Genomic DNA, 23868 nt, shown 5'->3' with positions numbered 1-23868 from the left:
GTTTCATCAATCATGCGTTTAAAAATCGCTTCAATGCTGGAATTCGTTTGATAACAAAGAAATCTAAAAGCCACACGATAACTAAGGACAGTCCGACTAAAGGAAAGAGGATACCAAACACGACGATTATACACGTCACGATTCGCATTGCACTTCCTTCAGGAACTTTAGGAGCCCCCATGTTTTTAGCTGGTTTTCTCTTCCACCACAGTAAGGATCCGCTGATAGCGATACCAGCAATTCCGATACAAATAATAAGGCCCATAAGCTGATTGATAAATCCAAACTGTGTGCCTTTATGAAGCGTAATACCAAGCGCAATCAATTTGCCCATAAATCCATAGTTGTCGTACCGATAATCGGCTAACACAGCTCCGGTATATTGATCAAGGTGAATGGTTGCTTCATCTTGAGCTCTTGGTGAAAAAACGGAGAGCGTATACACACCTTGAGCGTCGTGCGGAATAGAAATGGTGTAGCCGTCGTGCATATGCTGTTCTTTTGCAATACCTACAATGTCATCAAGCGATACTTTTGTATATTGTGAAGCTGTGGAGCTTGGCACTTCTAACGTTTCAGCTCCCCAAGGCACGTCCGCAACATCTTTTGTTTGCACGGTTGAAGTAGGAGCACTGCCTACCCAAACAGACGGAGGGTACCCAACACCTGCGTTTGTGGCGACTTGCTGAAACGCATTGCCCCACAGTCCTGACCACGGAAGTCCTGTTAGTACGAGAAAAAGCATCCCCGCTGAAATCCAAAAGGCCGGTACTGCATGAAGGTCACGTATCAGTACGTTTTTACCTTTTGAAAACCGAGGAATCAGCACGCCTTTTATTTTGTCTTTTTTGCGCGGCCACCATAAAAAAGTGCCGGTTACAATTAAGACAATTGCCCAGCAGGCCGCAAGTTCTACGATACGATCACCTGCTGTTCCCGCCATCAGCTCTCCGTGAAATTCTTCAATTTGATTCATCAAGCGACTGGAATCATCTACTTTTCCTATGATGTGACCATTGTGAGGGTTAACAAACATCGTATATGTATGGTCTTTTAATGAAATTCCTACTTCTGAAGAACGAGTAGAGCGATCACTGGGCTTATACGTCAACACATCAGCGTCTGGATACTTTTCCTTTACAGCCTGTACTTGTGCTGAAGGGGATACGGACTGTGACTGAGCTTGTACATGATAGAAGTCGTGATACAGTTTTTCTTCAATTTGAGGCTTGAATAAATACATCCCGCCCGTAACAGCTAATATAAGAAGAAACGGAGTAAACATTAAACCTGCATAAAAATGCCAGCGCCATATGGCTTTGTATAGACCTTGAGAACGCGCCGTGCTTTTTTTCGTTGTACTTGCTGATTCTTCGCGCTTTTCCTGCATCGTTTTTTCCTCCTTTTTACTAACTAACGTGCTTTTATTATAGAAGGAAAGGGAGAATTAGCCATCACCCCTGAGAGTGATTGTTGGGGTTTATAAGAGGAAGGGGGTAATAAAAAAACAGCTCGTGAAAGCTGTTAGTTCATTAAGCCATTTTGAAACGCATAGCTTGTCAGCTGCACGCGGTTTTCTAAATGAAGCTTACTTAAAATATTTTTCAAATGGCTTTTTACCGTGTGTTCAGAAATAAATAACTGCGCCGAGATATCGCGGTTTGACAGCCCTTTAGCCACTAATTGAAGCACTTCAAGCTCCCGTGCAGAAAGGGGAGTGTCTGGCTTTGTAATCGATGTTTCCTGCGGAAACTCTTTTAAAATTTGAAACGCAATTTCTTTTGACATAGGAACTTCATCTAAAGCGAACGCACGCAAATAGTCGTACCACACTTCAGACTGCAGGTTTTTTAACAAATAGCCCTGGGCGCCTTTTTTCAGCGCATCAAACAAATCCGTAATATCGTCTGAAACCGTGATGACTACAATTTTAACATACGGAAACTGAAGCTTAATTTGTTTTGTGGCTTCTAATCCATTCATCACAGGCATTTTAATATCCATTAGCACAATGTCAGGCATTAATTTTTCGGTTAGTTCGATTGCTTCCTGCCCGTTGGTTCCTTCGCCAACAATCATAAAATCTTCATATTCTTCTAAAATATCGCGAATGCCTTCTCTTGCGTGAGCGTGATCATCTACAATCAAAATACGAAACGGCTGCATTTACGTAACCTCCTTTTTAATACTAACAATGGTCTGGTTCTGTTTTCGTTGAATGGAAAAGTCCCAGTTCATATCTTTGGCACGATCTTTCATAATTTGCAGGCCAAGACCGGCCTTAAGAGATTCAGAGGTGAAACCTATACCGAAATCTGTAATTTCACAAATCCATCCGCCTGCCGTTTCACCGGCTGTAATCCAGATTTTATTTGTTTTTGCATGTTTAATGACGTTCATAGCAGCTTCTTTCACACAGGCAAACAGCTCATTTTTTTCTTTTCTCGAAAGCGTTGTTTCTGACAGTCTCCAATCTAAATTGACATCTAGTAAATGAGTATGTGTTAAATCATCGACGTATTGATGAATGCTTTCAGTCCAGCTTTCTGAAGAGTCTGAAGGAGAGTGCTTTAAATTTGTAATCGCTTGGCGCGTATCGTCATGAACATGCTGCAGAGTTTGCTTCATTCGGATAAAATCAGGATCCTGCTCTAAGTTGTTTTTTCTTCCGAACTTGTTCATTTTAACAGATAGGAGAAACAGCGACTGCGCAATGCCGTCATGCAGTTCACGAGCTAATTTTTCACGCTCAATAAGCGCAGCTTTCTTTTCTTTTTCTTGCCTTAGTTCCTCTTGCATTTTTTCTAAAATAGAAAATAAATAGCGGACAAAGACAAGCGTTACAAAAAAGACAAGCAGCGGAGAAAGAACATTTCCCATGTCCATTGAGATGTAAGGGAGCAAAAAGGCATGGCGAACATACTCCCAAAGTGCGATGGTCAGAGTTGGAAGAAGCAAAATCAGCCATTTAATTTGTCTATATTTCACGGTATCCCTTCTTTCATCCATAAAATGTGTCTATATTTTATCATTTGAGCGAAAAATTACTAGAGGAAAGAAGAGAAATCACTCTTAGGGGTGAGTGGATAAAGTGAATAAAGAAAATCTTATCTGCAATATCATACAAGAAAAATTCTCGAGTCAATGGTATGGTTAAAAAGCTTAGTATGTGACAAGGAGTGATTTATTAATGGCAAAAGAAATTCGGACAGCGCACGTTGACGCTGATTTACATATTGAAGCTTACCGTTTTAAAGGAATTATGCAAAAGTTTCCTGCTCATTTTCACGAGTATTATGTGATTGGATTTATTGAAGAAGGTCAGCGTCATTTAATTTGCCAAGGCAAAGAATACATCATTAATCCAGGCGATTTGCTGCTGTTTAATCCGTATGATGTTCATAGCTGTGAACAAATAGACGGCAAAACACTTGATTATCGCTGTATTAACGTAACGCCAGACGCGATGAAAAAAGCTGTTTTTGACATTAACGGCAGTGAAAGTCTTCCGCGTTTTAACAGCAATGTGGTACAAAGAAGTGAGGCTGTCTCTAGTTTAAAAGAGCTTCATTTGCAAATTTTAAATGGTGAACATGAGTTTAAGAAAGAAGAGTTATTTTTATATTTGCTAGAAGAACTCATGCACGATCATTCAAACCTTTCCTTTTTTTCGTCAGCTGCTGACACGTCTGATGAAATCAAAACAATCTGCAGCTATTTGGAAGACAACTATACAAACAAGATCACGCTGGATGAGTTAAGTCAGCTAATTGGATGGAGCAAATACCGGCTGCTGCGCTCTTTTACAAAGCAAAAAGGAATCTCTCCATACAGCTATTTAGAAACAGTTCGAATCAATCAGGCTAAAAAGCTTCTAGAACAGGGACAAAAACCGATTGACGTCTCCTTTTTAACTGGATTCAGTGATCAAAGTCATTTGACTCGATTTTTTAAAAGTCAGGTGGGGCTAACGCCAAAACAATACATGAAAATCTTTGAAAGTGAAAAGAAAACAGAATGCTAGTAATAGCTTAAAAAGGAGAGAAGAGCTGTGGATCATTTAGCTGCTTATATGCTGATGGCGCTGGTTATGTCAATGATACCTGGTGCTGATACGATTCTTATCATGAAAAATACGCTTCATCACGGAGCAAAAGCAGGACGTTTTACCATACTCGGCATGGCTACAGGCCTCACGTTTTGGACGTTAATTGCTGTGCTTGGCTTGTCTGTTGCTATCGCGCAGTCGGTGTATCTGTTCAACACCATTAAATATATAGGTGCCGCGTATTTATTTTACTTAGGTATCAGGGTATTTCTGACAAAAAATACGCTCTCATTGGAGCACATTTCAGAAGAAGAAAAAGCTGTTAAGCCTTCATCTAATCACGCCTATAAAGAATCATACATACAGGGAGCTCTTAGTAATTTTCTTAACCCTAAAACGGTATTGGTTTATATTACATTCATGCCACAGTTTATCAACTTGGATGCTCACACGAATCAGCAGCTGCTTATGCTTGGTTTTATTCTTACCCTCATAGCGGTAAGTTGGTTTTTAATCTTAGTGTATGTAGTAGATTACGTGAAAAAATGGCTTAAAAAACCGATGTTTCAAAAAGCTTTTCAGAGATGCAGCGGAGTGCTGCTGATCGGTTTTGGAATAAGAACAATCGTGTAATAGTAGCTAGTAAGCAAAAAAGAGGCTGGGATAAAAATATGTTAGTTGAAGGAAGATCCGAATGAGTTTGATTCTTGATGGAGAATCAAACTCGTTCGGATTTTTTATTAGTATGGTGAACATAGCCTTCGTATATTTATTCAGTTATTTCTAGCTGTTGATTGGAGGGCAAGGCGAAGACTCCTGCGGGAAAAGCGGAACAGGTGAGACCCCGTAGAAGCGCAAGCAACGAGGAGGCTCACCGGCCGCCCGCGGAAAGCGAAGCCATGCACGGAAATCAACAGCAGTGTAACAAGCCACCGATACTAGTTCATGTATTCAATTTTATCGTCTTTAAATTGTATTGATTTAGCTATATCTCAATCTCTTTTCTTAACGTTTAAAAACACGTAAACGAAACAATTTGTCGTGTATCGACACCGAAAATGGTCCAAAAACGTCCGTTCCATCTAAATCCTGCAACCGATCGCGGTCCTACAAAAATAGGGAAATACCAGAAGCTAGAGCCGTTTCTAAGCCATATGAACGTATTGCGGAATAGACAAAGAGAAATGGCTCCTGGGTCAACAGCAAATGGAGTTGCCGTTTGCTGAGCTGGAATAAATGCCGGCGGAGGGGAAGTTGGAGCTTGCTGCGGGTCAGGTGTAGGTAAACCGCCTGGTGGTCTAGGTGGACCGGGCGGGAGTTGAGGTCCAGGAAATCGTGCTGGGTAAAAATAAAAATCCATGTAATTAATGTCCATTTTTTAAGCACCTCTATTTTCTTAATCACTATTTTATAAAGTATGAGAAAGCTGCCTAAAGGGATTGGGCAACTATGGCTTTTTTTACATAGGTCTTTTTTATGAAGAAAAGTTTGGTTCTTAAGTCGGGAATGAATTCCTTCATGAACTCGATAAAAACTGAATAGGATAAAACAGAGTGTGTTTTTAGAGGAGGACTTTTCATGGATAACAATCCAAAAAAGATGTTTACACCGGTTAAGACCTATCAACCTTTCCACAGTATCTATGATCCGTGCCGGCCGATAGGAGTTAAATATTATTCTACGCCGCCTCAATTATACATGGGATTTCAGCCCACGAATCTGCAGCAGTTTTCACCGAAAGAAGCGCTAAAAAAAGGAACGCTGTGGCCGGCTTTTTGGGACTACTATGAAAATCCATACAAAGATAAGAAGAGGGATGAAGAATGAAAAAACTACCTCCGGAGTACTATCAGGATTTAGAAGAAATACAGGCAATTGATTTTGCACTTGTAGAATTAACGCTGTACTTAGATACCCATCCAAATGACCAGCAGGCTATGCAGCAGTTTAACGAATACGCGCAGCAGGCTATGCAGTTAAAAAGAAACTTTGAAACAAAGTACGGGCCGCTCCAGCAGTATGGAAACAGCTATACCGACGGGAAGTGGAGCTGGGGAACAAGCCCTTGGCCATGGCAAATATAAGCAGATAAAGGCGGGAACTATATGTGGGTGTATGAAAAGAAATTGCAGTATCCAGTTAAAGTAAGTACGTGTAATCCAACGCTTGCCAAATATTTAATGGAACAGTACGGGGGAGCGGACGGAGAGCTTGCAGCTGCACTTCGTTATTTGAATCAGCGCTATACCATTCCCGATAAAGTTGTTGGACTGCTAAACGATATCGGGACAGAAGAGTTTGCTCATCTTGAAATGATTGCGACGATGATTTATAAGCTAACAAAAGATGCAACGCCGGAGCAGCTGAAGGCAGCTGGATTGACAGAACACTATGTAAACCATGATAGTGCACTTTATTACAATAATGCTGCTGGCGTTCCGTTTACCGCTACGTATATACAGGCAAAAGGAGATCCGATTGCAGATCTTTATGAAGACATAGCGGCAGAAGAAAAAGCAAGAGCTACATATCAATGGTTAATTGATATATCAGATGACCCTGATTTAAACGACAGCTTACGATTTTTACGAGAAAGAGAGATTGTTCATTCACAGCGGTTCCGTGAGGCCGTGGAGATTTTAAAAGATGACAGAGACAGGAAGAAAATCTTTTAACTAGCAAAAAACATCCCTCTTTGCGAATGCAAATGAAAGGAGGGATGTTTTTTATTATGGCAGCGTTGATTATGCGCTAGAACTGCAGTGACAAGAAACAACCTTTAATGTTCCTTCAACATCTTTCCAAATTCGCGTATAGCAGTATTCGCCTCCAATAGATTCACCAGTTGCCAGCGACCCATTTAACGCTACTTTTGTAACGGTAACGGCAAGTTCTTGAAACAGTTTAATTTCTTGTTCCAACACTTCGATGCCCGCTATATCAAGACTTTTTGAACGATGAGCATTTATATCTTGCTCTTTTGACAACCATTGCCCAAAGTGATTCACAAAAATAAGCTCATCTGAAAGTAATTCTTCTAATAACTCTACGTTATTAGAAAGCATGGCTGAGCGAAGCATTTCTTCGTATTCTATCACTCTTGCTTGGTTCATTTTTAATCCTCCTTTACGCCTTGTGTAACTCTTTTCTATTTCCACCTTACTTTTCCTTTAAACTTCTTCCTTTAATAGGTTGTGTTAAATTATGTTAATCAAGGGGATAAGTGGACTAATTTTCTGTAAGCATAAAATATTCTGAAAGACTCCATTATTTTCCTTTAAATGGTATAAAATTAGAGTGAAAGAACCTTTTCTTTCCACTTGTCTAGTTATCTTTTTACTATTAAGAAGCAGTTTTTTATACTTGTAATTGTAGCGGAATGAACGTTCATTCCGTATTTGGAAAGAGGTGATAAAGTGGAATCTACTCCAACAAAACAAAAAGCGATTTTTTCTGCTTCGCTTCTGCTGTTTGCAGAAAGAGGATTTGATGCAACAACGATGCCAATGATTGCAGAAAATGCCAAAGTAGGAGCAGGAACAATTTATCGCTACTTTAAAAATAAAGAAAGCCTTGTAAATGAATTATTTCAACAGCACGTAAACGAGTTTTTACAGTGCATTGAAAGCGGTCTGGCAAACGAGAGAGATGGATACCGAGATGGATTTCATCATATCTTTGAAGGTATGGTGACATTCACTAAAAACCATCCTCGTGCGCTTGGATTTATTAAAACTCACAGCCAAGGAGCTTTTTTAACAGAAGAGAGCCGCTTAGCCTATCAAAAGCTGGTAGAATTTGTTTGCACGTTCTTCAGAGAAGGACAAAAGCAAGGCATTATTAGAAACCTTCCTGAAAATGCGCTCATTGCTATTTTATTTGGAAGCTTTATGGAAGTATATGAAATGATTGAAAATGACTATTTATCTTTAACTGATGAACTTCTTGCCGGCGTAGAAGAGAGTCTGTGGGCAGCACTTAGCAGACAATCATGAAACTTAACAAGTGAAAGAGGGATAACATGACAATTAAAGAAATGCCTCAGCCAAAAACGTTTGGAGAGCTTAAAAACTTACCGTTATTAAACACAGACAAACCACTTCAAACGCTGATGAAAATTGCGGATGAATTAGGGGAAATCTTTAAATTTGAAGCGCCTGGCCGTGTAACGCGCTACTTATCAAGTCAGCGTCTAATTAAAGAAGCATGTGATGAGTCCCGATTCGATAAAAACTTAAGTCAAGCGCTTAAATTTGTGCGTGATTTTGCAGGAGACGGTTTATTTACAAGCTGGACTCATGAGAGAAACTGGAAAAAAGCGCACAACATCTTACTTCCAAGCTTTAGTCAGCAAGCGATGAAAGGCTATCACGCGATGATGGTCGATATCGCCGTACAGCTTATTCAAAAGTGGGAGCGCCTAAATGCAGACGAGCACATTGAAGTGCCCGAAGATATGACACGATTAACGCTTGATACCATTGGTCTTTGCGGTTTTAACTATCGCTTTAACAGCTTTTACCGCGATCAGCCGCACCCGTTTATTACAAGTATGGTCCGTGCATTAGACGAATCGATGAAAAAGCTACAGCGTGCAAATCCGGATGACCCAGCTTATGATGAAAATAAGCGCCAGTTTCAAGAAGATGTTAAGGTGATGAACAACCTAGTAGATAAAATTATTGCAGATCGCAAAGCAAGCGGTGAACAAAGCGATGATCTATTAACGCATATGCTAAACGGAAAAGATCCAGAAACAGGTGAGCCGCTTGATGACGAGAACATTCGCTATCAAATTATTACGTTCTTAATTGCGGGACACGAAACAACAAGCGGTCTTTTATCATTTGCGCTGTATTTCTTAGTGAAAAATCCACATGTATTACAAAAAGCAGCAGCAGAAGCAGCACGAGTTCTAGTAGATCCTGTTCCAAGCTATAAACAAGTGAAACAGCTTAAATACGTCGGCATGGTCTTAAACGAAGCGCTGCGCTTATGGCCGACGGCTCCTGCGTTTTCTCTATATGCAAAAGAGGATACGGTGCTTGGAGGAGAATATCCGTTAGAAAAAGGCGATGAACTGATGGTTCTGATTCCTCAGCTTCACCGTGATAAAACGATTTGGGGAGACGATGTGGAAGAGTTCCGCCCAGAGCGTTTTGAAAATCCAAGCGCGATTCCGCAGCATGCGTTTAAACCGTTTGGAAACGGTCAGCGTGCGTGTATCGGTCAGCAGTTCGCTCTTCATGAAGCAACGCTTGTACTTGGTATGATGCTAAAACATTTTGATTTTGAAGATCATACAAACTACGAGATGGATATTAAAGAAACTTTAACGTTAAAACCTGAAGGCTTTGTTGTAAAAGCAAAATCAAAAAAAATTCCGCTTGGTGGCATTCCTTCACCTAGCACGGAACAGCCTGCTAAAAAAGCACGCAAAAAGGTAGAGAACGCTCATAATACGCCGCTGCTTGTGTTATACGGTTCAAATATGGGAACAGCTGAAGGAACGGCGAGGGATTTAGCAGATATTGCGATGAGCAAAGGATTCGCACCTCAGGTTGCAACGCTTGATTCCCATGCAGGAAATCTTCCGCGTGAAGGAGCTGTTTTAATTGTAACGGCTTCTTATAACGGACATCCGCCTGATAACGCAAAGCAGTTTGTCGACTGGTTAGACCAAGCGTCTGCTGATGAAGTCGAAGGCGTTCGCTACTCCGTATTTGGATGCGGCGATAAAAACTGGGCTACTACGTATCAAAAAGTGCCTGCTTTTATCGATGAAACGCTTGCAGCTAAAGGGGCAGAAAACATAGCTGAACGCGGCGAAGCAGATGCAAGCGACGACTTTGAAGGCACATACGAAGAATGGCGTGAACATATGTGGAGTGACGTAGCAGCTTACTTTAACCTCGACATAGAAAACAGTGAAGATAATAAATCTACGCTTTCACTTCAATTTGTCGACAGCGCTGCGGACATGCCGCTTGCGAAAATGCACGGTGCTTTTTCGGCGAACGTTGTAGCAAGCAAAGAACTACAAAAACCAGGCAGTGAACGAAGCACGCGTCATCTTGAAATTGAGCTTCCAAAAGAAGTTTCTTATCAAGAAGGAGATCATTTAGGTATTATTCCTCGCAACTATGAAGGAATAGTAAATCGTGTAACGACACGGTTCGGTCTAGATGCATCACAGCAAATCCGTTTGGAAGCTGAAGAAGAAAAATTAGCACATTTGCCACTCGGTAAAACCGTATCAGTAGAAGAGCTTCTGCAATATGTGGAGCTTCAAGATCCTGTTACGCGCACACAGCTTCGCGCAATGGCTGCTAAAACGGTCTGCCCGCCGCATAAAGTGGAGCTTGAAGCCTTGCTTGAAAAGCAACCGTACAAAGAAAAGGTGCTGGCAAAACGCTTGACAATGCTTGAACTGCTTGAAAAATATCCGGCGTGTGAAATGGAATTCAGCGAATTTATCGCTCTTCTTCCAAGCATGCGTCCGCGCTATTACTCCATTTCTTCATCACCTCGCGTCGATGAAAAACAAGCAAGCATCACGGTTAGCGTCGTCTCAGGAGAGGCGTGGAGCGGATATGGAGAATATAAAGGAATTGCGTCGAACTATCTTGCTGAGCTGCAAGAAGGAGATACAATTACGTGCTTTGTTTCCACACCGCAGTCAGGCTTTACGCTGCCAAAAGATCCTGAAACACCGATTATCATGGTCGGACCAGGAACAGGCGTCGCGCCGTTTAGAGGCTTTGTGCAGGCTCGCAAGCAGTTAAAAGAACAAGGACAGTCGCTTGGAGAAGCGCATTTATACTTTGGCTGCCGTTCACCTCATGAAGACTATCTGTATCAAGAAGAGCTTGAAAACGCACAAAATGAAGGTGTCATTACGCTTCATACCGCTTTTTCACGCGTACCAAATCAGCCGAAAACATACGTTCAGCATGTTATGAAACAAGACGGCACGAAATTGATTGAACTTCTTGATCAAGGAGCGCACTTCTATATTTGCGGAGACGGAAGCCAAATGGCACCTGACGTTGAAGCAACGCTTATTAAAAGCTATGCTGATGTTCATGAAGTAAGTGAAGCAGACGCTCGCTTATGGCTGCAGCAGCTAGAAGAAAAGGGCCGATACGCAAAAGACGTGTGGGCTGGGTAAATAAAAAATAACCTCCGCTATTTAGCGGAGGTTATTTTTTATAGCCAGATTGAGACATGACTAAACCCACCTCATTTATAGCGCCTTAGCGTTTCTTCTGCGTGACAGCAAATTTTTTCAATTAGCTCCTGAGGTTCTTCAATTAAAGCATGAGCACCTAAGTTATAGAAAAAAGAAGCCATGTAGTTTAATTCATTTCCATCAGTTATCGTATCGATATAGCCGCCCCCGTCTTCCGCTACCTTCACATGATTTTCAAGCCACGGAACGCCTTTACACTGACGAACGCCTTCGTGCGTCAAGGTTACTTTTAACGAAATCGGCTGTGAGTTTACCGGTTCTGTCTCAAGCCATTCTTTTAACGTAAGAGACATCTTTTCGTCTTTTTCTAAAACTTTTAACGAGTGAATACGATCTGCTCGAAACAATAATACTTTTTGCTTATCGCAGGAATAAGCAGGGCAGTACCACAAGCCGTTATGAGCATAAATGCCAAGGGGTTTGACTTCTTTTCTTGTTTGACCCGTCTTTGAATCATAAAGAAATTTAATATATTTTCCTGTAAGGCTTGCTTCTAGCAGCTCTTTTAAATAAGGAGTGTCTAAGTTTCTTTTAGGATTCCAAAACGCAATATGAGCACTTATTTTATCTACTTTTTTCTTCGTTTCTTCAGACAGGTACACATAAAATTTTTGAAGAGCCGCATGAATTTCTGCATCAAACGGAAGGTCATGATAATACTGCAGAGCTTGATAAGCAAAAAAGATCGAAATAGCTTCTTCTTCCGTAAACAAGATAGGAGGGAGAATACGGTTTTTTAACACTCTGTAACCACCGCTCCGTCCTTTTTCACTGTAAAGAGGCAGTCCTAATTCACTTAAGTCCAGCAAATAGCGCTGAACGGTCCGTACAGAAAGGCCAAATTCCTCCGCTAGTTCTTTTGCCGTAAACGTTCTTTTTGTATTAATAAACATAAGCATATCAACAAGCCGTCTAGACTTAGCCATTTATTTTCACCTTTTTTCTTTTAATATGACAAAAAGTGTCGTATTAAGATGATATCATACAGAAACAGTAAAGTTGAAAGGAGAAAAGGGAATGAAGAAAAAAATCGTCGTATATATTGCCGCAAGCTTAGACGGGTATATCGCAAGAGAAAACGGAGAAATTGACTGGCTAGAAAGTGTAGAAGGAGAGGGAGACAACGGCTACGAAACGTTTTATCAAACGTGTGATGCGGTCGTTATGGGAAAGGCTACGTACGATCACGTGCTGAAGCTCACACCCGAGTTTCCGTATCTCGATAAAAAGTGCTACGTGTTTAGCCGCTCAGCTCAAGGAAAAGATCAGTATGTGGAGTTTATAAACGAAAGCGTGGCGTCATTTCTCCACAACCTCAATCAAGGTACGAAAAAAATATGGCTGGTGGGAGGTGCTGATATTCTCGCTGATTTCTTAAAAGCAAACAGGGTGGATGAATTTATTATATCGGTTATTCCCGTTTTGCTTGGAGATGGTATTCCATTGTTTAAGCCAGGAATTCCAGAAATGAACTTCAAGCTCACTAATATGAAGCAGTACGGACAAATTGCTCAGCTGTATTACAAAAGAGGATAAGCCTTTTGCGGAGCATTCAATTACTGTTATTTTAGGGACAATGACATCAAGACCGGCTTTTTTTCATAGTATATTTTTGGGGTGAAAAAATGCCAAGAGTAAATTATCGAGATTCAGACGTTGCTTTAATGGCAAGGATGATGAGAGCAGAAGCTGAAGGCGAAGGAAAACAAGGCATGCTGTACGTTGGAAATGTCATTGTAAATCGCCTTAAAGCAAACTGTTTAGATTTCAAGAATTTAAGATCCGTTCCGCAAGTTATTTATCAGGTGCAGGGAGGCAACTATTCGTTCGAGGCTGTTCAAAAAGGAAATGTATTTTATCAACGAGCAAGAGGTGTTGAAAAAAGGTTAGCCAAAAAGAATTTGGATTATTGGAGAGAACACCCGGGGAAATATGCACTGTGGTACTTCAATCCATCCGCTCCATGCCCTCCAACATGGTACGGTCAACCCGCTTCTGGTCAATACAAAAATCATTGCTACTATGAGCCAAAGCCTGGAACATGCGCTAGCGTTTATAACGGGTAGATAGCTTAGAAGATATGCTGCGCTTTGAGAGTCTGGCCTCAAATCCAAACCGTTAGCTGCAGGTGACAAGGTAATTCTTCTTCATATAATAAGAGAAAGCCCTCTTTTCATAAAGAGGGCTTTTGCTAATTGGTGCATGTCTCATTTTGCTTCAAATTTTATGTTTTTACCAGCTGCAAATTCGGATTGATCCTTCGCTTTTGTATCCTTTACCACCCAGGACGTCTTTACCTTAGCTGCTGCTAAAATATCTTTGATTTGCTTATCGGTTAAGCCTTTCGTATAAAGGACAAATTCCCTTGTATAGATGTTTTTGTTTTCTTGCTCTTCATCTGCACCGCTGCCAAACCAATATCTTGTTTGCTGATCGTCTTTCATGTTATTAAAAGCTTCTTTATAGTTAGGTAGCTTAACTTGAATATCCGACAGGTAGTTCGTACCGCGTAAAGTAAGAGTCATATGTACTTTGTGAAAATCTTTTTTAGAAGGGCCTGTTAACCCTGATGTTCCAACTTCACTAAATTCTTTTTTCGTCAGCGGTTTAACTGTAGTAGAAACAGAAACTTTTGGATCTGAATTATTTGTCACAACGTCTTCGGTACTGCAGGCACTTAAAATGAACAGCGTTAAAAGAGCATAAACTGCTCCCATCACTTTTTTCTTCATGCTCGTTCTCCTTTGTCATTAATAGATAATGGTACTCATTCGCCATGTTCATTATCTTTACCTTTATTTGTCTCAACGTCATGATTAATGAAGAAAAGTATAGAACAAAAAGAGAAATGCCTCGGCATTTCTCTTTTTGTTCTATGAGTCTGGATTAAGCGAAGTATGCGTATACTCCGGCATACGCTCTTCTTTTTCCGTTAGTTGAGTATCGGGGCTTTGCTGCTCTTGTGAAACAGGAGACAGCGTAGATTTTTGTTCATGATTCATGTTTGTCATTCCTCCTTCTATGAAGTGAGCTGTTAATCAAGCGAAAGCAAATCATCTTGAATTCGCTGTGTTAAAGAGGCAACTTGCTGCGTTAAACTGTCATTTTCCGCCTGGAGTTTTTGATAAGACTGATTTGCTTTTGAACATAGGTAAGGATCTGTTTCCCACCAGTCCATGCCAATTTCTCTTGCTTTATCAATAGAAGCGACAAGCAGCCGGATTTTTATGGTTAAGAGTTCAACATCAGCAATTTGCACTTTAATATCTCCAGCAATAACAAGACCTTTATCTAATACTTTTTCCAATACTTCTACAATGGTGCCCAGCTGCCCGTTATATTCCGCCGCCATTTTTTCACTCCTTGTTATAACACTTTTCCCAGCGGACCTAGATCAATATTTAAATCTTCATTTGTAAAGTTAAACACTGATTTTAGTTCCTCCATTTTGTTCTCTAACTTCATCAACGCCACGCCCAGATCTTCGATTTGAGCGTCCGTCAGGTTTCCGCTGTCGACTCGGCGAATCGCATGTTTTTCAATGAGCTGCCGCAGTAATTCAATGACGGTTAAAACAAGCTGTGCTAGGCCCTGTTCAGCATTTTCCGCACTCAGCTCAATGCGACCGTTCCGTTTAGGGTTATTTTCCATTTTGCAACGCCTCCGTTTCCTGTTCAAACTGCTGAGAAGAAATGATTTGACGATCATGAGAGCCTATCAGCGTTTCTACAGAAGAAATCAGTACGCGCAGATCAAGATAGACTAAATCAATTCCGGCAATTGAAATCAATAAATCACCTTTAATGGCAATTCCTTTATCGAGGATCACATCCAATATATCAATGAGGGCAATGTCTTTTTGCTCGAGCGTTTGTTTTCGCAGCGATGTCATCCCGCATCTTTCTCCGAGCGGAGAGTGTCGATATGATAAGCAGGCCATGGTCCTGTTACTTCAATGTTCAGTCCCATGTTTTTGTAAAGCGCTTGCTTGTTGCTAATGGCTTTTAGAAACGATTCCACATTGCTCTTGGACAAAAGGTAGATGCTGTTCCAGCACATGCTGTAGCTGTCGCCGGTTATCTTTTGACTCCAGTTATTTTTGATTGTGTGGTAAGCGGCGTAGGGACTTATCTCACTGTGCAGGTGATCACAAAGCGAAAGCTGCTCTTTTTCTGTTTCTTCTTCAATCAGCCTTTCTATCTTTTTACGTTCAAAAAACTGCCTGCCCGGAGGTAACGTATTTATTTCTTCTTTTTTCTTTTGGATCGTTTCACTGTATGTCAAGAGGTAGCTCTTTAAATGATTCGTATGGGCATACACTTTTATATTCCATTCTTCAGATTTTTTTAAAAGCTGAAGAGAAGAAAGGGTTTTTTCTTTGTTATCGACAATTCTTTTTTGGCAGCTGTCCTTGCTTTTATAGACAGTACAAAATTTCATTGGAAGAAGCGTGTAGTGCTTCTGTAAGAAAAGAAGGGTCTCATGGTGATGCATAGCCTTGTCTTGCAGCCATTTCATATCTTGCTCTATCTTTTCTTTTAGCATTTCTTCTGAATACTCAACGCTTGGCAAGTCGCATACGAATGCGGTAATATCATCAAAGCAAAGAGTATAGATAGGGTTGTTCTTGTCCATGCCTTCAAGGGCGGGGAAGGAAATTTGCTTAGTTTCTTCGGTTGGAACTAGACCATATAAATAAATGAGCTTTTCCATTTCTTTCAACCTCACTTTTGTTTCTTCGTCATTGATTCCCATCTTTTTAATTCATGTTCTTTTGCTGCTTCATACCTAAGCAGCAGTTCTTTTTCTTTTTCCATATATGCATCTTCTGGTATTTCTCCAAGCTCATACATCATTTGAAGATGAACGATTTTTTGCTGAATAAAAGAAACGTCATACAGTTCCTTATCCGCTTCTTCTTTGATTTTTTGCCCAACTTTAACAATGAGCGTGACAGGAGATAACAGCAGTTTATGAATCATACATTCTCTTCTACCTTTAGTTGAATATTAATAAAGTTATAAGCAGCCCACGGTCCGGAATATTTAAAATCGGCTTTGTGCTTCCATTTTTCATACAGGTCATTTACACGTTCATCAAACGCTGCTTCTTTTTCTCGGTCAATTAAAAAAGAAGCGTTTAAAAGCATCGTTTCGACAATAGGAGGATTGAGTCTCGACGCTTCAGCTATCGGTTCTAAATGTTGATACAGCTCTTTTTTACAGTCGTGCTGAAGCTTTAAAAAGAATTTCTGAGCTGTTTCTCCGTGCGCAATTTGTTTATAAAAATCAGCACTGGCAGAACGCGGGTTTCGTACTTGCTGCAAAGAAGAATCTTGATTCACTTTTTGTTTCAGCCAGTCCGGTTTCCCAATTACTTTTAGTCCGACTTCTATTTTTCCTTTTAACTGTGGGAAAAGAGAGGTGAACTGTGGATATAAGTTTTCTAACAGCATTTCAACATCTTGTTGACTATGAAACACGTTGCCAAAGCTGATTGGAATGACCGAATCATGCTCATTCATTACTTTGGAAATCACCTGCTGGTGCGCTGTGACGTTCTCTTTTGTAGGGTGATAAATTTTAAGAGGAAAGGCAGCAGCCACTATAGCTGCATCTCGGTAATGAATGGTAAAAGTAGCTCTTTCTTGCTGATCAATCGTGACGCTGCCAAACGTATGCGCCTCGGTGGCGGGAATACTGCAAAAAATATAAATGCCCGTTTCTTCACTCATTGATTTCTGTTTCATTCCTTTCCATTAAAATAATCAGCTTACTTCTCTGCTGGAGAGCTTCGATAGCGCAGGCTGGTGCGTGAAAAAGACGTAATGTTATGCTGCTTATTGACCAGCACTTCATAGATACCAAGCAGTTCATCTTTTGCATAGCGCCTCATATACTCCTGTTCTTCAAATGCTTCAAGTGTTATTTTCCATCCTCCATTTTGAATCGATTCATACGAAATAATTCGGTGAGGAGGAGCAACGTGTTCTTTAAAAAAATCAGTCACGGATTCCATAATTTCGGCTACTTTCACTTCTCTAACCCACCTTTATGAGTTTATAAATCTAAATCTTGTAAAAGGTTTAGCTGTTCAAGTTTTTTTCCGCCGTTATTCGAAGAAAGAAAATCTTCTCTTTCATTATGAAGCAGCCGAACTGCCTCGGCATACCTCAGCCATGTGTCCACACTGGCAATAACGATTCGAGCTTCGATGGTAATTAATTCAATACCAATAACGGAAATACGAGCGAATACGTCAATTACCACGCCTTTATCTAAGATGCGGTCAACTACTTCAGCTAGACTAGAACAATCGTTTGATTTGTTAATCGTCATAATGAAATTCCTCTCATGTTGCATAGTAAAATATATACGTTTACTAATCTTGCTATTAATGTGTGTGACATTGTAAAAAATATACAAATAAAACGTGCATAAATTAAAAAATAGTATAAAATACCATGATTATTTTTGTTTTAATACGGGTAGAGTTAAGTACATTACTTTTATCCATTGATGAATGAAAACACATACATAAAAAACAAAGGGAGTGGAGAAAGATGAGAAAAGAAGAGCAGCCGGTATTATCTGATTTTATTGAAAAGGACCAATTTGAGTTAAATTCATATTTAACCTCTTTACTTGAAACGACAAGTGAAAAGAAAGAAAATCAAAGTTGATGAATTGAAAACATAAAGGGCTACTTTCCATGTGGAAAGTAGTTTTTTCATTTGCGAACTTGATATACTTATTGGACAACGAGGTGAGAAAGATGAACAAAAGAGACGTGGTTTCGAGAAGTATTTTAACAAAAGCGACCGGCTTTTTAGCATCTGGTTATACTCATAGTTTAAATCCGTATGCCGGATGTTCATTTTCCTGCAAATTTTGCTACGTGCGAGAACTGCCAATTCAGCGTTTTAAAGAAATGGAGTGGGGGACGTGGTTAGAGCTGAAAGTCAACGCAGCTGAAGTCTATCAAAAAGAAATACAAAAACTGCGAAAAAAAGAGCAGCCGATGCGCGTCTTTATGTCTTCAGCGACAGATCCCTATCAGCCGGCTGAGCGTAAAGCAGGCATCACTCGAGCTCTTTTAGAAACAATGATCAATCATCCGCCTGATTTTTTACTGATTCAAACAAGATCGCCGCTTGTGACGAGAGATATTGATTTGCTTTTACAGCTTCAAAAAGTATGTGACCTTCGCGTATCGATGACTATTGAAACAGACCGAGAAGATGTAAAACAAATTTTTTCTCCTTATGCTCCGGGGATGAAACTTCGTATGAATGCGTTAAAAAAAGTAAAAGAAAGCGGAATTTTAACGCAAGTAGCCATTGCTCCAATGCTTCCTTTCACGCCTGAATTTCCTGAGAAAATAGAAGGAATGATGGACCGAATTTGCATTGATACCTTGTACTTAGGAGACGGTTCCTTAGGCAAAACGTCTAAAAGGCTAGGGATGCCAGAACTATTTGATCAGCACGGTTTCCTAGACTGGTATGACAAAGACATTCATATCAAAGCCATTCGTTATTTTGAAAAATTTTATCCTTCTTCGATGATTTATCTTTCTCAAGAAGGGTTTGCACCGTAAAAAAAGAAGGGCCTATATAGCCCTTCTTTTCTCCATATTAATTTTTATACGTATCAAACATGTTTGTGTCATCAGGTACGTTTTCTAAATAACTGATCTTCCCGTTTTTATCTAGCTTAGCAATATCTTTTCCTGTTTGAGTAAATACGCTGCCAGATGCACGTTTTCCGCATACTGCCCAAGGCGTTTCAAACATGTCCGTACCTTCAACTGCTTTCCAGCCTTCGAACATATGCTTAATATCAGCATTTTCTTTAAAAACCATTTTCACAAACAGCTTCCAGTTTTCAATGCCTTGCTTTTCGTGGCCGTTTAAGACAAATACGATATCGTCTGAAAAAAGGCTCACCAATTCTTCAAATGCTTGTTCGCTTGTACGTGATTGATCGAATAAATCAAAATATCTATTTAAGTTTTCCATGATAATCTCCTTTGGGTGCTACAGCACCATTTTTTCTTCTACAGTTGCTTTTAGCTTATCCAGGTTTTCTTTTGGACATTTTTTATGAATTTCATTTGTAAGCGTGGCAATGGTTTGCCATTTTAAAATGGACTGCCACGAAGATTCGGCTTCTTCCATTAAATCGGATAATAAGCAAATATCTTTGTCTTTTAAATTAAGCATATCGTGAAAAATACCGCTTGATGAATAAAGAGACTGCTTGCCTTCAATGGCTACGTATACGTCATAAATACGAATTTCTTCCGGTGTTTTCTTTAAGCGAAATCCACCTTTGCTACCAGGAACGGAAGCAAGTAAATCAGCGCTAACCAGCTTGCGAAGAAGCTTTTGAAAATACGTAGGCGAACCCCCAAGCTGAGTGCTGATAACATCTCCTGGCAGCACAGCTTTTTCAGGTAAAAACGTAAGCAGCAAAATGGCATACACCGATTGCTCAACGCCTGTTTTCATATGCAAAAACATCATCTCCTGCCATATGTGTACAATGTGGATAATAATTATCCATGTTTAGGTTATCATACCGCTTATGAATCAAAAAGTAAAGCAGTTACTTAATATACACGCGATATTCGTGTATACTGTGAAAGAAGCAGCAACAAAATACGGAGATGAGAGAATGACAACTATTGCAGATATCGCTCGGCTTGCAGGAGTAGCAAAAAGCACTGTATCCCGCTACCTTAACGGAGGATCTGTGAGCGATGCGACGAAACGAAAAATTGAAGGAATTATTAAAGAAACAAACTATAGCCCAAATGCTTTTGCTCAAAGCTTAAAAGCAAAAAAAACAAATATCATCGGTGTCATTGTTCCTCGCATGGGTTCTTTTGCGACTTCCCGCACATTAGATGGTATTGACCAAGAACTTAGAGACCACCACTACCAAATGATTGTTTCCAATTCTAATCAAGATTTAGAAAGAGAAATTGAAAATATTTATACGCTGGCTAAGCAGAAGGTAGCCGGTATTATTTTGCTTGCCGTTCAGATTACAAAAGCTCATTTGGAAGCGTTCCGTACGATTTCAATTCCCGTTTTGCTAATTGGACAAGAGCATAAAGAAGTTCACAGTTTAATTCACCAAGATTACGAGGCTGCATGCGACATTGGAAGGTACATAGGGGAAAAAGGGCATAAAAAAATTGCTTTTTTAGGCGTAACTGAAAAAGACATAGCTGTAGGTGTAAAGAGAAAAGAAGGGGTAAAGCAAGGTCTTAAAGACAGCGATTGCGAGATCCGCTGTTATGAAACAAGCTTTAACATGAGCGATGCAATCGGAGCAGCTACGGCAGTGATGAAAGAATTTAACCCGTCCATGATTGTATGTGCGACCGATAACATTGCGCTTGGTACGTTAAAGGCAGCTTATTTAAACGGACTGCGCGTTCCTGAAGATGTATCCATTACGGGCTTTGGAGGCTATGAAATTACAGGTGTGATTCATCCGAGCTTAACAACCGTAAAATATTACTATAAAGAAGCGGGTCAAATGGGAGCACAGCGAATTATCAAGCTAGTTAACGGCGAAGAAGTTGAAAAGCTTACACTTTCAAACTATGAATTGATTGAAAGAGAAAGCGTTGACAATCGTTTTACATAAAAAATGATTGACAGAATGTAGGAGATGCTATAGTATGAATGGTGTAAATACAAACAAATAATTGAACGTATCTCCTAAAGGGGAGTAGCTTTAACAGCAAAGTCGTCATTACAGAGATTATCTCTCGGCTTTGTTGGCGACATTATGTTGTTAGCAAGACCTTTACCGCTTATTTGGTAAGGGTCTTTTTTGTATTCAATTATAAAAAAGGAGGAAAAGGCTCGGACATTTAGAGGAGAAACGTTACATAAAAAGAGAAGGTGGAGGTAACTATGGAGGAACTAATTGGCGTATCAGTGCAAGGTTTGCTGCAAATTATTTTTCTTGATTTAATTTTAAGCGGAGATAACGCGATTGTGATTGCAATGGCGGCTCGTAACGTACCAAAAGACTTACAAAAAAGAGCGATTTTAATTGGAACAGGCGGCGCGATTGGTCTTCGATTATTATTTGCGGCTATTATTGTCCCATTATTAAAAATTCCATTAATCGGAGCTGTCGGCGGCTTGATGCTAGTCTGGATCGCGTATAAATTATTAGCCGATAATCACGAACACGGCGATAACCCTCAAGGTGGAGCAACGGTATGGAGTGCGGTTAAAACGATTATTATCGCAGATGCGGTCATGTCATTAGATAACGTATTAGCTCTAGCTGGTGTAGCTCATGAATTTGTTCCTATTATGATTGGTGTATTAATTTCAATTCCGATTATTATTTGGGGAAGCAGCTTTATTATGAAAGCAATGGAAAAATTTCCGATTATCATTTACGCTGGAGCGGCGATGCTCGCATGGTCTGCTGGAAAAATGATTGTTGAAGATAAAATTATTGGTGGATTTGTTCCAAGTACAGCTTTACATCTTGCTGTTCAAGTTATCTTAACGATTGCAGTTGTAAGTATTGGATACATGAAAAACAAAAAAATGAAAAAAGAACAAGCCCACGCAGCTTAATAAAAAAAGAGCGTACGGATGATCCGTACGCTCTTTTTTCATGATTCGGGATAGTGCATAAGTAAAAAAAAGCTTGCTTCTTCTTCAGATGAATTGATATAGCTGTGAGAGGTATTTCCTGAAAAATGCAGAGCGTCTCCTGAGACTAATTCATGTTCTTCACTTTCAAAACGAACCGTTAATTCTCCTTCTTTAATAAGTAAGTATTCATCTCCTAAGTGAGTTTTTGCTTCATGCACGCATCCGGGCTTTAATGTGACAATGTAAATTTCAAACTTTTTTTCCGGGTGATAAGGAAAAAAAGAATACACTAAGTAATCACCTTTGTTGTCCGTGATGGGATCTAGCTGTTTTATGCTTACTTTCTGCACATCCGGAGTGTCTTCTTTTATAAATACAGAAAAAGAGACTTGAAGGCCGTTCGCAATCTTCCAAAGCGTAGTAACTGTCGGACTGGATTTACCTTTTTCAATTTGTGCAAGCATTGCTTTGCTCACACCTGTTAATTCAGAAACTTGATCAAGCGTCAAATTTCGATTTTTTCGTAGTTTAACAAGATTTTTAGCAATAATATCTTGAATCGCGTCCATTGTTGTACTCCTTTAATGATTATAAAGATAGTATAACATACCGTTGTTTAATATAACGTATAGATGTATAATATAGCAGAAAAGGAGGGAGTACGGTGATCGCAGAAAAAGCAGTACAGCAGAGAGAAAAAGTGGATCTAACGTTCAGACAAGGGGCCAAGGACTGTGTCCCTACGCTACTCGGTTACATAAGCATAGGGCTTGCCGCCGGGATTGTCGGCGTGTCCTCGCATCTTTCCGTTATGGAAGTTACTTTATTATCAGCGCTCGTGTATGCCGGGGCTGCTCAGTTTATTATTTGTGCACTGATGGTTGCAAACAGTTCAATTTCAGCTATTATTCTCACAACATTCATCGTTAACTTACGACATTTTCTTTTGAGTGCTACGGTTGCGCCTAAATTCACAAAATATTCGTTATTAAAAAACGTCGGAATTGGAGCACTTCTGACGGATGAATCATTTGGAGTGTCTTCAAATAAAATTGCAAAAGGGGAGCCAATTAATGACCGCTGGATGAACGGATTAAATATAACGGCTTACGTCAGCTGGATTATCGCCTGTACGATGGGAGCCATTTTTGGGCATTTGCTATCTGACCCGGAAGCCTTTGGATTTGATTTTGCCTTAACGGCTATGTTTTTAGCTCTGCTTGTTTTACAAATCGAAAGCGTGTTACCTTCAAAACTTAATCATTATTTACGTTTAATTCTTTATATGGCGATTATTATGATTGTGCTGTCTTTTTTGGTACCTTCACATGTAGCTGTCTTAATTTCAACGATTATTGTAGCGACGATTGGGGTGGTGACGGATAAATGAGTATCCACTATTCAACACTTATCATTATTTTAGGGTGTGCCCTTGTTACCGTAGTTCCTCGTATTGTTCCGTTTTTAGTTGTGCGTAACATCGCGCTGCCAGAACCCGTATTAAAATGGCTGTCCTATATTCCTATTTGTATTTTAACAGCACTTGTTGTACAGAACTTTATCATTCAAACAAATGACAGTGTGAAAATTAACTGGCCCGTCATCATCGTAGTCATTCCGACCTTACTGATTGCGCTGAAAACAAAAAGTTTATCTCTCACCGTTATTAGCGGAGTTGGAATGATGGCGCTGCTTCGTTTTTTTCTTTTTTCATGAAAGCTCAAGTTATGCTCTTGAGCTTTTTTACTGTCTCCTTTACGCACGCTTTTTCATATAGTATGATAAGAGTGTAAATTAGAAGCCAATGAAAACTAAAATATAGATGAGGTGCTTTTATGAGCGGAGTAGTATCTAAATAGGAACAATTGAATGAAATAAATTAAATAAGCAAGACGGGTATTTTTTTGAGAGTAAAGGTACCCTTTATTT

At 39.9% G+C, this 23868-nt stretch carries 34 protein-coding genes; 15 read left to right on the top strand and 19 right to left on the bottom strand.

Annotated features, from left to right (window positions below):
• Positions 1-10: 10 nt before the first annotated feature.
• The 3 genes from WKH56_RS22525 to WKH56_RS22515 all read right to left on the bottom strand — a co-directional run bounded on the left by WKH56_RS22525 (position 11) and on the right by WKH56_RS22515 (position 2988).
• The gene (locus WKH56_RS22525) at positions 11-1390 is read right to left on the bottom strand and encodes a PepSY-associated TM helix domain-containing protein (protein WP_255901645.1); all 1380 of its coding nucleotides are present in this window, start codon (positions 1388-1390) and stop codon (positions 11-13) included.
• Positions 1391-1524: 134 nt separating this feature from the next.
• Positions 1525-2166 carry a response regulator gene (locus tag WKH56_RS22520; protein ID WP_033580507.1) on the bottom strand — a complete coding sequence of 214 codons (642 nt, stop codon included), beginning with the start codon at positions 2164-2166 and terminating at the stop codon, positions 1525-1527.
• Entirely contained in the window at positions 2167-2988 is an 822-nt protein-coding gene (locus WKH56_RS22515) for a sensor histidine kinase (RefSeq protein ID WP_028414492.1), read from the bottom strand.
• A 202-nt stretch (positions 2989-3190) separates the two neighbouring features.
• On the opposite strand from WKH56_RS22515, the gene WKH56_RS22510 reads away from it, so the two are divergent.
• The 3 genes from WKH56_RS22510 to WKH56_RS22500 all read left to right on the top strand — a co-directional run bounded on the left by WKH56_RS22510 (position 3191) and on the right by WKH56_RS22500 (position 5028).
• Positions 3191-4024, top strand: a complete 834-nt coding sequence (locus WKH56_RS22510) for an AraC family ligand binding domain-containing protein (RefSeq protein WP_048018915.1) — start codon at positions 3191-3193, stop codon at positions 4022-4024.
• 27 nt (positions 4025-4051) lie between these two features.
• A complete protein-coding gene (locus WKH56_RS22505) occupies positions 4052-4681 on the top strand; it encodes a LysE family translocator (RefSeq protein ID WP_048018916.1) in 630 nt (209 codons plus the stop codon).
• 203 nt (positions 4682-4884) lie between these two features.
• Positions 4885-5028, top strand: coding sequence for a hypothetical protein (locus WKH56_RS22500; RefSeq protein WP_342836882.1), 144 nt, complete (start codon positions 4885-4887; stop codon positions 5026-5028).
• A gap of 32 nt (positions 5029-5060) precedes the next feature.
• Here WKH56_RS22500 and WKH56_RS22495 read toward each other — a convergent pair whose 3' ends face one another.
• Complete coding sequence (locus WKH56_RS22495; protein ID WP_033580509.1) at positions 5061-5423, bottom strand: hypothetical protein; 363 nt, start codon at positions 5421-5423, stop codon at positions 5061-5063.
• Positions 5424-5626: 203 nt separating this feature from the next.
• Between WKH56_RS22495 and WKH56_RS22490 the strand changes: the two genes are divergently transcribed.
• From WKH56_RS22490 to cotJC, 3 genes are read left to right on the top strand one after another with little or no spacing between them, the layout of a single operon-like run.
• Positions 5627-5875: a spore coat associated protein CotJA gene (locus tag WKH56_RS22490; protein WP_025751041.1), complete on the top strand. Its 249-nt coding sequence runs from the start codon at positions 5627-5629 to the stop codon at positions 5873-5875.
• Positions 5872-6132 (top strand): spore coat protein CotJB, encoded by a 261-nt coding sequence (locus WKH56_RS22485; protein ID WP_025751042.1) that lies wholly within the window; start codon positions 5872-5874, stop codon positions 6130-6132. The genes WKH56_RS22490 and WKH56_RS22485 overlap by 4 nt, the downstream gene beginning before the upstream one ends.
• A gap of 21 nt (positions 6133-6153) precedes the next feature.
• Entirely contained in the window at positions 6154-6723 is a 570-nt protein-coding gene (cotJC, locus tag WKH56_RS22480) for a spore coat protein CotJC (RefSeq protein WP_025751043.1), read from the top strand.
• 69 nt (positions 6724-6792) lie between these two features.
• Here cotJC and WKH56_RS22475 read toward each other — a convergent pair whose 3' ends face one another.
• Positions 6793-7161 (bottom strand): nuclear transport factor 2 family protein, encoded by a 369-nt coding sequence (locus tag WKH56_RS22475; RefSeq protein WP_033580511.1) that lies wholly within the window; start codon positions 7159-7161, stop codon positions 6793-6795.
• A gap of 303 nt (positions 7162-7464) precedes the next feature.
• Between WKH56_RS22475 and WKH56_RS22470 the strand changes: the two genes are divergently transcribed.
• Both WKH56_RS22470 and WKH56_RS22465 read left to right on the top strand, forming a co-directional pair.
• A complete protein-coding gene (locus WKH56_RS22470) occupies positions 7465-8043 on the top strand; it encodes a TetR/AcrR family transcriptional regulator (protein WP_045294244.1) in 579 nt (192 codons plus the stop codon).
• A 26-nt stretch (positions 8044-8069) separates the two neighbouring features.
• Complete coding sequence (locus WKH56_RS22465; RefSeq protein ID WP_275210989.1) at positions 8070-11219, top strand: bifunctional cytochrome P450/NADPH--P450 reductase; 3150 nt, start codon at positions 8070-8072, stop codon at positions 11217-11219.
• Positions 11220-11290: 71 nt separating this feature from the next.
• Here the strand turns inward: WKH56_RS22465 and WKH56_RS22460 are convergent, their stop codons facing one another.
• Positions 11291-12226: a helix-turn-helix transcriptional regulator gene (locus WKH56_RS22460; protein WP_063247367.1), complete on the bottom strand. Its 936-nt coding sequence runs from the start codon at positions 12224-12226 to the stop codon at positions 11291-11293.
• Positions 12227-12317: 91 nt separating this feature from the next.
• On the opposite strand from WKH56_RS22460, the gene WKH56_RS22455 reads away from it, so the two are divergent.
• Together WKH56_RS22455 and WKH56_RS22450 are read left to right on the top strand one after the other, a co-directional pair.
• Positions 12318-12836: a dihydrofolate reductase family protein gene (locus tag WKH56_RS22455; protein ID WP_310883951.1), complete on the top strand. Its 519-nt coding sequence runs from the start codon at positions 12318-12320 to the stop codon at positions 12834-12836.
• 89 nt (positions 12837-12925) lie between these two features.
• Positions 12926-13366 carry a cell wall hydrolase gene (locus tag WKH56_RS22450; RefSeq protein WP_013083968.1) on the top strand — a complete coding sequence of 147 codons (441 nt, stop codon included), beginning with the start codon at positions 12926-12928 and terminating at the stop codon, positions 13364-13366.
• A 141-nt stretch (positions 13367-13507) separates the two neighbouring features.
• Here WKH56_RS22450 and WKH56_RS22445 read toward each other — a convergent pair whose 3' ends face one another.
• The 10 genes from WKH56_RS22445 to gvpA all read right to left on the bottom strand — a co-directional run bounded on the left by WKH56_RS22445 (position 13508) and on the right by gvpA (position 17638).
• On the bottom strand, positions 13508-14032 hold the full coding sequence (locus WKH56_RS22445; protein WP_033580515.1) for a hypothetical protein: 525 nt from the start codon (positions 14030-14032) through the stop codon (positions 13508-13510).
• 141 nt (positions 14033-14173) lie between these two features.
• Complete coding sequence (locus WKH56_RS22440; protein WP_255219776.1) at positions 14174-14302, bottom strand: hypothetical protein; 129 nt, start codon at positions 14300-14302, stop codon at positions 14174-14176.
• Positions 14303-14334: 32 nt separating this feature from the next.
• Positions 14335-14652, bottom strand: coding sequence for a gas vesicle protein (locus WKH56_RS22435; protein WP_048018920.1), 318 nt, complete (start codon positions 14650-14652; stop codon positions 14335-14337).
• A gap of 14 nt (positions 14653-14666) precedes the next feature.
• The gene (locus tag WKH56_RS22430) at positions 14667-14951 is read right to left on the bottom strand and encodes a gas vesicle protein K (RefSeq protein ID WP_047750481.1); all 285 of its coding nucleotides are present in this window, start codon (positions 14949-14951) and stop codon (positions 14667-14669) included.
• The gene (locus WKH56_RS22425; protein ID WP_048018921.1) at positions 14941-15192 is read right to left on the bottom strand and encodes a gas vesicle protein; all 252 of its coding nucleotides are present in this window, start codon (positions 15190-15192) and stop codon (positions 14941-14943) included. Before WKH56_RS22425 ends, WKH56_RS22430 begins: the two co-directional genes overlap by 11 nt.
• Positions 15189-16013, bottom strand: coding sequence for a GvpL/GvpF family gas vesicle protein (locus tag WKH56_RS22420; protein WP_048018922.1), 825 nt, complete (start codon positions 16011-16013; stop codon positions 15189-15191). The genes WKH56_RS22425 and WKH56_RS22420 overlap by 4 nt, the downstream gene beginning before the upstream one ends.
• A gap of 11 nt (positions 16014-16024) precedes the next feature.
• Positions 16025-16282, bottom strand: coding sequence for a gas vesicle protein GvpG (locus WKH56_RS22415; protein ID WP_033580519.1), 258 nt, complete (start codon positions 16280-16282; stop codon positions 16025-16027).
• The gene (locus WKH56_RS22410) at positions 16279-17049 is read right to left on the bottom strand and encodes a GvpL/GvpF family gas vesicle protein (RefSeq protein WP_048018923.1); all 771 of its coding nucleotides are present in this window, start codon (positions 17047-17049) and stop codon (positions 16279-16281) included. Before WKH56_RS22410 ends, WKH56_RS22415 begins: the two co-directional genes overlap by 4 nt.
• A gap of 23 nt (positions 17050-17072) precedes the next feature.
• A complete protein-coding gene (locus tag WKH56_RS22405; RefSeq protein WP_013057922.1) occupies positions 17073-17336 on the bottom strand; it encodes a gas vesicle protein GvpO in 264 nt (87 codons plus the stop codon).
• A gap of 23 nt (positions 17337-17359) precedes the next feature.
• Entirely contained in the window at positions 17360-17638 is a 279-nt protein-coding gene (gene gvpA, locus WKH56_RS22400; RefSeq protein ID WP_013057921.1) for a gas vesicle structural protein GvpA, read from the bottom strand.
• A 436-nt stretch (positions 17639-18074) separates the two neighbouring features.
• Between gvpA and WKH56_RS22395 the strand changes: the two genes are divergently transcribed.
• A complete protein-coding gene (locus WKH56_RS22395) occupies positions 18075-18899 on the top strand; it encodes an SPL family radical SAM protein (protein WP_310883950.1) in 825 nt (274 codons plus the stop codon).
• 37 nt (positions 18900-18936) lie between these two features.
• Here WKH56_RS22395 and WKH56_RS22390 read toward each other — a convergent pair whose 3' ends face one another.
• Together WKH56_RS22390 and WKH56_RS22385 are read right to left on the bottom strand one after the other, a co-directional pair.
• A complete protein-coding gene (locus WKH56_RS22390; protein WP_028414480.1) occupies positions 18937-19320 on the bottom strand; it encodes a nuclear transport factor 2 family protein in 384 nt (127 codons plus the stop codon).
• Positions 19321-19338: 18 nt separating this feature from the next.
• The gene (locus tag WKH56_RS22385; RefSeq protein ID WP_221832561.1) at positions 19339-19818 is read right to left on the bottom strand and encodes an RrF2 family transcriptional regulator; all 480 of its coding nucleotides are present in this window, start codon (positions 19816-19818) and stop codon (positions 19339-19341) included.
• A 70-nt stretch (positions 19819-19888) separates the two neighbouring features.
• Between WKH56_RS22385 and WKH56_RS22380 the strand changes: the two genes are divergently transcribed.
• Positions 19889-20962 (top strand): LacI family DNA-binding transcriptional regulator, encoded by a 1074-nt coding sequence (locus WKH56_RS22380; RefSeq protein WP_034267806.1) that lies wholly within the window; start codon positions 19889-19891, stop codon positions 20960-20962.
• Between the two features lie 272 nt (positions 20963-21234).
• Complete coding sequence (locus WKH56_RS22375) at positions 21235-21918, top strand: TerC family protein (protein WP_028414478.1); 684 nt, start codon at positions 21235-21237, stop codon at positions 21916-21918.
• A gap of 38 nt (positions 21919-21956) precedes the next feature.
• Here WKH56_RS22375 and WKH56_RS22370 read toward each other — a convergent pair whose 3' ends face one another.
• Positions 21957-22508: a helix-turn-helix domain-containing protein gene (locus WKH56_RS22370; protein WP_028414477.1), complete on the bottom strand. Its 552-nt coding sequence runs from the start codon at positions 22506-22508 to the stop codon at positions 21957-21959.
• Positions 22509-22603: 95 nt separating this feature from the next.
• On the opposite strand from WKH56_RS22370, the gene WKH56_RS22365 reads away from it, so the two are divergent.
• Positions 22604-23329, top strand: coding sequence for an AzlC family ABC transporter permease (locus WKH56_RS22365; protein ID WP_033580524.1), 726 nt, complete (start codon positions 22604-22606; stop codon positions 23327-23329).
• A complete protein-coding gene (locus tag WKH56_RS22360) occupies positions 23326-23655 on the top strand; it encodes an AzlD domain-containing protein (protein ID WP_048018926.1) in 330 nt (109 codons plus the stop codon). The genes WKH56_RS22365 and WKH56_RS22360 overlap by 4 nt, the downstream gene beginning before the upstream one ends.
• The last annotated feature ends 213 nt before the right edge of the window (positions 23656-23868 follow it).

It is taken from the genome of Priestia sp. SB1 (assembly GCF_038898415.1).
Note: the sequence above shows the minus strand (reverse complement) of the source record. Positions and strands in the feature narration are given on the sequence as shown.